This window comes from Verrucomicrobiia bacterium (assembly GCA_035577545.1).
Taxonomy (GTDB): Bacteria; Verrucomicrobiota; Verrucomicrobiia; order Palsa-1439; family Palsa-1439; genus Palsa-1439.
Window position 1 is genome coordinate 22,477 of sequence record DATLVI010000025.1, and the last position, 7,054, is coordinate 29,530.

At 57.0% G+C, this 7,054-nt stretch carries 6 protein-coding genes; all 6 read right to left on the minus strand.

The window, feature by feature from the left end; translation table 11 throughout:
* Positions 1 to 64 precede the first annotated feature (64 nt).
* Positions 65 to 1,084, minus strand: coding sequence for a PD-(D/E)XK nuclease family protein (locus VNL17_08800; protein HXI84173.1), 1,020 nt, complete (start codon positions 1,082 to 1,084; stop codon positions 65 to 67).
* Between the two features lie 41 nt (positions 1,085 to 1,125).
* Entirely contained in the window at positions 1,126 to 2,433 is a 1,308-nt protein-coding gene (locus VNL17_08805) for an aspartate aminotransferase family protein (GenBank protein ID HXI84174.1), read from the minus strand.
* Positions 2,434 to 2,444: 11 nt separating this feature from the next.
* On the minus strand, positions 2,445 to 3,971 hold the full coding sequence (locus VNL17_08810) for an NCS1 family nucleobase:cation symporter-1 (GenBank protein ID HXI84175.1): 1,527 nt from the start codon (positions 3,969 to 3,971) through the stop codon (positions 2,445 to 2,447).
* A gap of 4 nt (positions 3,972 to 3,975) precedes the next feature.
* Complete coding sequence (locus VNL17_08815) at positions 3,976 to 4,851, minus strand: nitrilase-related carbon-nitrogen hydrolase (GenBank protein ID HXI84176.1); 876 nt, start codon at positions 4,849 to 4,851, stop codon at positions 3,976 to 3,978.
* Between the two features lie 9 nt (positions 4,852 to 4,860).
* Positions 4,861 to 6,396, minus strand: a complete 1,536-nt coding sequence (locus VNL17_08820) for an aldehyde dehydrogenase family protein (GenBank protein HXI84177.1) — start codon at positions 6,394 to 6,396, stop codon at positions 4,861 to 4,863.
* Positions 6,341 to 7,054 (minus strand): hypothetical protein (locus tag VNL17_08825; protein HXI84178.1); only part of this gene is annotated, 714 nt, incomplete at its 5' end. The genes VNL17_08825 and VNL17_08820, both read right to left, overlap by 56 nt.

The window sequence follows — 7,054 nt, forward strand, 5'->3', positions numbered from 1 at the left end:
CAGACACACCTTGCGGGATTGTCCGCTATTCTTAATGCCAGTATGACTTCAGATCCAATCGCATTTACGAATGACATGCGTTGAGAAGTGATTCGAGCGTGCAAGATCGAGCGCCCATCGCACCATTGCCGAAGCCTTTCAACTTCGACTTGGTGATAGGCGACAGAAACAGAAGCTGTGGTTGTCCCAGGATCATTATCAAAATCTTGGGCATCCTGTGGTGCTTGAGAGTTAGCTCTGCGGCTTCTTTAGGGTCTTTAATCTTTTGCGCTCTTAAATAATCACGGACTTGCTTCCTTTCGACGACTTGGACATCCTTAACGCGAGAAATGTAAGAGATGCCCTCGCCAATAGGCGACAATACATCTTCCTCCAGTGTGCTCTTAACACGTTTCGTGAAGTACGGAGCAAAGTACAGATTGCCGCGAGCAGAGCGAATATACTCTGGTTGACACTTGTAAATGCAGTGGCGGAAATATAACCGGACTGTTCCCGTTGTGCTCATGTCACGTAGATAGATTTCGGGCCGTTCACTTGTACTCATACCATTTTCCTCCAGATGAATTTCCAAATCTTCTGCAACTGAAGCCGCAATTCGGTCGCGAGCAAAGCTCTTCTTTAGGCTCACAATCCGCCTGCAGACACCGGCAATCTGCGTCCAGGTCACAAAATGCGGACCATCCACCAGCGATTTTATCTTGGCGTAATCTTCGCCCCAAGTTTGCACTTTCGCTGAGCCAACGTCCACGATTACAAGCCTCGGACGTCCATAAGTCTTTCGCACCTTCTTCACGTACCGAAGAAGTTGATTGGGGTTCTGACGTAAACCGAGTTTGGCCTCAATGATAATTGGACGACGATCATCCTGCAGCAGCAGGTCATACCGGTTTCCCTCTTCGGTTTCTTCCACAAGTACCGAAGTGAGTCGTGCCTTTGCGTCGGCAATTACCGGAAGAAACTCATCGGGAAAACGAGAGACTAGAAAGCCGAGGGTCGCCGTAAGACGCGTTTCACGAAGACTGCCAAGACTGGAAAGAAAGGCAGTGACCGTTTCTCCTGAACGTTTCAACGGCAATTGATTCATCGGGAACGCTTGCGCAAAGACGCGATGAGGTCGATGGTGGCCTACCCCTTCTCGATTATCGTGAAAACTTCGTCGAGGGTCTTGAGGATGAAATCGGTGTCGGTGTTGGTGATGCAGAGTGGGGGTTTGATGCGGATGGTGTTGGCGGCCATGCCGCCGCGGCCGATGAGCAGGCCGCGATCTTTACAGAGCTCCATCGCGCGCTGGACGTGTTGCGGGGCGACTTCTTTCGATTCCTTGTCCTTCACGATCTCGAGGCCGCGCATGAGGCCTTTGCCTCGATGTTCGCCGACGATCGTGTGGTCCCGAACCAGCTTGTCGAAGCCGGCGGCGAGACGGTCGCCCTGGACCTGGGCGTTGTGCATGTAGTTGTTGCGTTCGATGGTTTCGATGACCGCGAGGCCGGTGGCCATCGAAACGGGATTGCCGCCGTAGGTATTGAAGTGGACCTTCTCGCGCATCGACTCGGCAATTTCCTTGGTGCAGGTCACGCCGCCGAGCGGAATGCCGTTGCCCATGCCCTTGGCCATCGTGATCATGTCGGGCTTCACGCCCCAATGCTCGATGCCCCACCATTTGTCGCCCGTGCGCCCGAAGCCCGTCTGGACTTCGTCGGAGATGAACACGCCGCCGTACTTCTTGACGATATCGTAGGTGATTTCGAAATATTCCTTGGGCGGATCGATCACGCCGCCAAATCCCTGGATCGGTTCCGCGATGAACGCGGCGATCTTGCCGGACGTGTTGTACTTGATAACGTCCTCGAGCTCGCGCGCGCAGGCGACGTTGCACGAGGGATACTTCAAGCCGAACGGGCAGCGGTAGCAGTAGCCCGGCGAAATGTGGGTCACGCCGAAGACGTACGGCAACGAGTGCCGCCATTTCGATTGGCCGGTCAACGTCATGGCCATCAGCGTGCGTCCATGGAAACTGTGGCGCAGGCCGACGAATTCCGTCTGCTTGGTGTAATTCTTCGCGAGGAGCGCGGCCAGTTCATTGGCTTCGCAACCGCTGTTGGTGAAGAAGCTGACCTTCAAGCCGCCCGGCATGATCGTCGCCATTTTTTCGGCGTAGCGGACGAGGTTCGGGTGATAGTACAGCGTGGTCATGTGCTGCAGATTCTTCATCTGCTCGATGGCCGGGCCGGTCACCTCGGGATGGCAATGGCCCACGCTGATCGTGACGACGGCGGAAAATCCGTCGAGATACTTGTTGCCCTTGTCGTCATACACGAACTGCATGTCGCCCTTGACGATGTTTATCGGAAAATACTTCATCGTGCTGGGCAGGATATATTCGTCGCGCATTTGCCCGATCTGGTCGGGCGTCAAAGTTTCAGTGGGTTTCATGTGCATGGGAATTACCTCGCAGTTTGCGGTTTGCGCACGAGGGCCATCCAGGCCCAGTACACAACGAATGAAATGAAGAAGCCGGCGAACCAGGCGTAGCTGTAGAGGTGCATCAAGAATGGGCCGACGCTCGCGGGGTCCAACACCTTGATGGTGCCAAGGAAGCCGGGCACGTTCGGCGCGATGCCGAGCACCAACGCCACGACAGCGGCAGGGTTGAAGCCGCTGCCGTAAAAATACTGGCCGTCGCGCAAATAGAGCTGAATCGGGTTCAGCTTCGTACGGCGGATTACGAAGTAGTCGCAGATCAGAATGCCGCCGATGGGCCCGAGCAGGGCAGAATAACCCACCAACCATGTGAAAATGTAACCGCTGGGATCAGCCACCAGTTTCCATGGCTCGATCAGGATGCCAATGATGCCGGTGATGAGGCCGCCGATACGGAACGTGATTTTTGACGGCCACAGGTTCGAGAAGTCATTGGCGGGGCTGACGACATTCGCGGCGAGATTGGTTGCCAGCGTTGCGAGGCACAGGGCGAACAACGAAATACCAAGTACGACCGGGCTTTTGAACTTGGTAATCAACACCACCGGATCCCATATGGTCGAGCCATAGATTACTATTGTTGCGGAGGTGACAGCCACACCGATAAAGGAGTAGAGCGCCATCGTTGTCGGCAGCCCAACCGCCTGGCCGATAACCTGGTCACGCTGCGTGCGCGAGTACCGGGTGAAATCGGGGATGTTCAAGGAAAGAGTTGCCCAATAGCCGATCATGCCGGTCAACGCCGGGAGAAACACCAGCCAGAATTGCCCGGCTTTAGGGCCACCCGGCACGAACGCCGAAGGCTGCGAGAGCATCGGCCCGAAACCGCCCGCCTCATGGTAGGCCCAGGCGAGCAACGCCAGGCCGAGGAGGATGAGCAGGGGAGCCTTGATATCGAGGAGGATGCGGATCGATTCGATGCCCTTGTAAATGACGAACATGTTGATGCCCCAGAAAAACATGAAGCAGGCGAACTGCGCGATATTGATGCCGCCCCACCAAGTTGGCAGAGAATCCCACGCGGGCACGTAGATGGTGACGATCTTGTAAATCGCCCACCCGCCGATCCAGGTCTGGATGCCGAACCAGCCGCACGCGACAAATGCGCGCAACAGGGCGGGGATATTCGCGCCGCGAATACCAAACGACGCGCGGCAGTACACGGGGAAGGGGATCCCGTATTTCGTGCCCGCGTGCGCGTTGAGAATCATTGGCACCAACACGATGGCGTTGCCGAAAAAAATCGTGAGCACCGCTTGGTACCAGTTCATGCCCTCGGAGATGAGCGACGAGGCGAGCATGTAGGTCGGGATACACGCGGACATCGAAATCCACAGCGCCGCGATGTCCTTCATGCCCCACTTGCGGTCTTTCACCAACGTCGGCGCGATGTCCTCGTTCCAGTAGGGTGAATGAGAGATATTCCCCGTGACCTCGTGAATGCCGTTCGTGACGCGGACGCCTTCGAGTTCCTGGATGGGTGCGTTCATCAGGCTACGGGAGCAGTTCGGACATTTCCTTGTAAGTTTCGGGACGGCGGTCGCGATAAAATTGCCAGACATTGCGCACTTCGCGGATCATGTCGAGATTCAGGTCGGCGACGATGACGGCGTCCTTTTCGCGCGGGCCTTCGGCGATAATCTGGCCGCGCGGATTGGCGAAATAGCTCTGGCCGTAAAATTCACCGAAGTCCCAGGGCTTCTCGGTCCCGACACGATTGATCGCGCCTACATAGAAGATATTGGCGACCGCTGCGGCCGGTTGTTCGAGCTTCCACAAATATTCGCTGAGTCCTGCCACGGTGGCACTGGGATTGAAAACGATCTCGGCGCCGTTGAGGCCGAGTAATCGCCAGCCTTCGGGGAAGTGTCGATCGTAGCAAATGTAAACGCCCACTTTGCCGACGGCGGTCTCGAACACGGGATAACCGAGATTGCCGGGCTTGAAATAAAATTTCTCCCAGAAGCCGGGTTGGCAGTGGGGGATATGGTTCTTGCGGTATTTGCCGAGATACTTGCCGTCGGCGTCGATCACAGCAGCCGTGTTGTAGTACGTACCTGTAGCTTCTTCCTCATACACAGGGACGACCAGCACCATCCCATGCTTCTTCGCCAGCCGTTGCATCAACTTCGTCGTCGGACCGTCCGGCACGCGCTCAGTCGACTCGTACCACTTGAGTTCCTGTTCACAGCAGAAATACGGGCCGTAAAAAATTTCCTGCATGCAGAGCACCTGCACGCCTTTTTTTGCGGCCTGCTCGATCAACTTGATGTGCTTCTCGATCATCGCCTGCTTGATCTTCTTGACGGACGATGTCCCCGGTTCCGGGTTGGTTGCCTGGATCAGTCCGCCGCGTACGATGCGTGCCATGTTGCTCTCCTAGTAAATGTTGGTTTGACGCTTTACGCCCGTGTAGTCGTAGAACACGGTTTTCAGTTGCGTGAAGAAGTTCAGCCCTTCGTCGCTCATCTCGCGGCTGCCGTAGCCGGTCGATTTGAATCCGCCGAATGGCAACTGGGCCTCACCCCCAACCGTCGGCGAGTTGATGTGGACCATGCCCGCCTCGATACGGTCGGTGAACCGCATCACGAGATTCGCGTCGCCTGTGTAAATCGAGCAGGTCAGTCCGAACTGCACGTTGTTGGCGACAGCCATAGCCTCCTCGAAGTCGCCCACGCGGAAGGCAGCCAACACTGGACCGAAGACTTCTTCCTGCGCCAGCGTGTTTTCGGGTTTCACGTTGTCGAATATGGTCGGGGCGACGAAATAACCTTTGCCGAGTTTACCCTCGGTCAGCGCGCTGCCGCCGATCAGGCACTTGTTGCCTTCTTTCTTGGCGATCTCGATGTAACGCAGATCGGTTTCGTACTGCGCCTTGTCAACCGCCGGGCCCATGTTGACGCCGTCTTCCGTACCGTCACCCACCTTGATCTTCTTCACGCGCTCAACGAGCTTTTCAAGGAACTTATCGGCAATCGCCTTGTGCAGAACTAGGCGGCTGGTCGCGGTGCAGCGCTGTCCTGTCGAACCGAAAGCGCCCTGCGCGCAACCCTCCACGGCGAGATCGATATCGGCATCATCCATCACGACCAACGGGTTTTTGCCGCCCATCTCGCAGGTGACTTTTGCTAGGTGCGCGGCGGCCTGCTTGGCAACCTGTCCGCCCGTCTCACAAGAACCGGTAAACGAGACCGCGCGAACCGCTTTGTTGTTCACGAATTCATCGCCGACCGTGCCGCCGCCGCCGTAGACCAGGTTCAGCACGCCTTTGGGCAGGCCGGCATCTTCATAGATTTTCGCGAGCAGCTCGGCGCAGCCGGGCGTGTTGCTGGCGGCCTTGAAGACCACCGTGTTGCCGGCGACCAGCGCGGGCGCTGTTTTCCAGACGGGAATGCAAAACGGGAAATTCCAAGGGGTGACGCAACTCACCACCCCGAGCGGTTGGCGAATTGTGTAGACGAACGTGCTGGGCATCTCGCTCGGCGAAGTGCGACCCTCGATACGAAAGGATTGGCCCGCGTAATACTCGAGGAGGTTGATGCCTTTTTGGACTTCACCGCGTGATTCACTGAGGGTTTTGCCTTCCTCGCGCGTCATCGTGCGGGCGATTTCCTCCTTGCGCTCGTAAGTAAGTTGCACGGCCTTCGCAAGGATGCGTCCGCGCGCTGGCGCCGGCGTATTGCGCCACCCGGGGAATGCGGCCTGGGCGGCGGCAATGGCGGCCTGTGCTTCCTCGCGGGTCGATTGCGGCGCATGGCCGATGATGTCGTCGGTGTTGGCGGGATTGATATTGGGAGTGGTCTTTCCCGAGGACGACTCGACCCACTCCCCGTTGATAAAATTCTTGTAGCGGCGCGCCTCAGCGGCGGGTTTTGCGGCGCTTTGCGGTTTGTCTGCGAGTGCTTGTGGCGACATGTTTGGAACTCCTCTTGTTGCTCCCTAAAATCTCTGTTGTCAATTTCTCAACCGCGTCGTACGGGTCAAGCTTTCTCTTGGCGACATCGGTCAGAATGGTTTGCGCCGGTGGCCCTTCGAGCGCACAAAGTATAGAGGCCGACACGCGCGATTGCAATAGTCGAGTCACCTCGGCGCGGACAGCCCACGCACGTCTCTTGGCCAGTTCCCCTGAACGCACAAGATATGCGTGGTGGACATCCATCGCACCACAAAGGGTAGTGATTCCCTCGCCGCTTTTGGCGGAGGTATGAATCGTCGGGCGCTCCCATTTCTGCGCGCTGTATTGGGGGCCGGTCGCGGGGGCGCGGACATTGAATAGATCCGCTTTATTGATTACCAGGATATCGGCAATTTCCATCAAACCGGATTTCGCCCGCTGGATCTCATCGCCCAACTCGGGCATCAAGACCACGACGACTGTGTCCACCACTTCCGCGACTTCCACTTCATCCTGCCCAGTGCCGACGGTTTCCACGATGATGATGTCGAAACCCGCGGCGTCGAGTGCGTGGATAATTTGGGAGGTCGAATCGGTCACCCCGCCGTGATGGTGACGCGTCGCCAGGCTACGTATGAACACGCCTTCGTCCTCGCTGTGTCGTTGCATCCGCAGCCG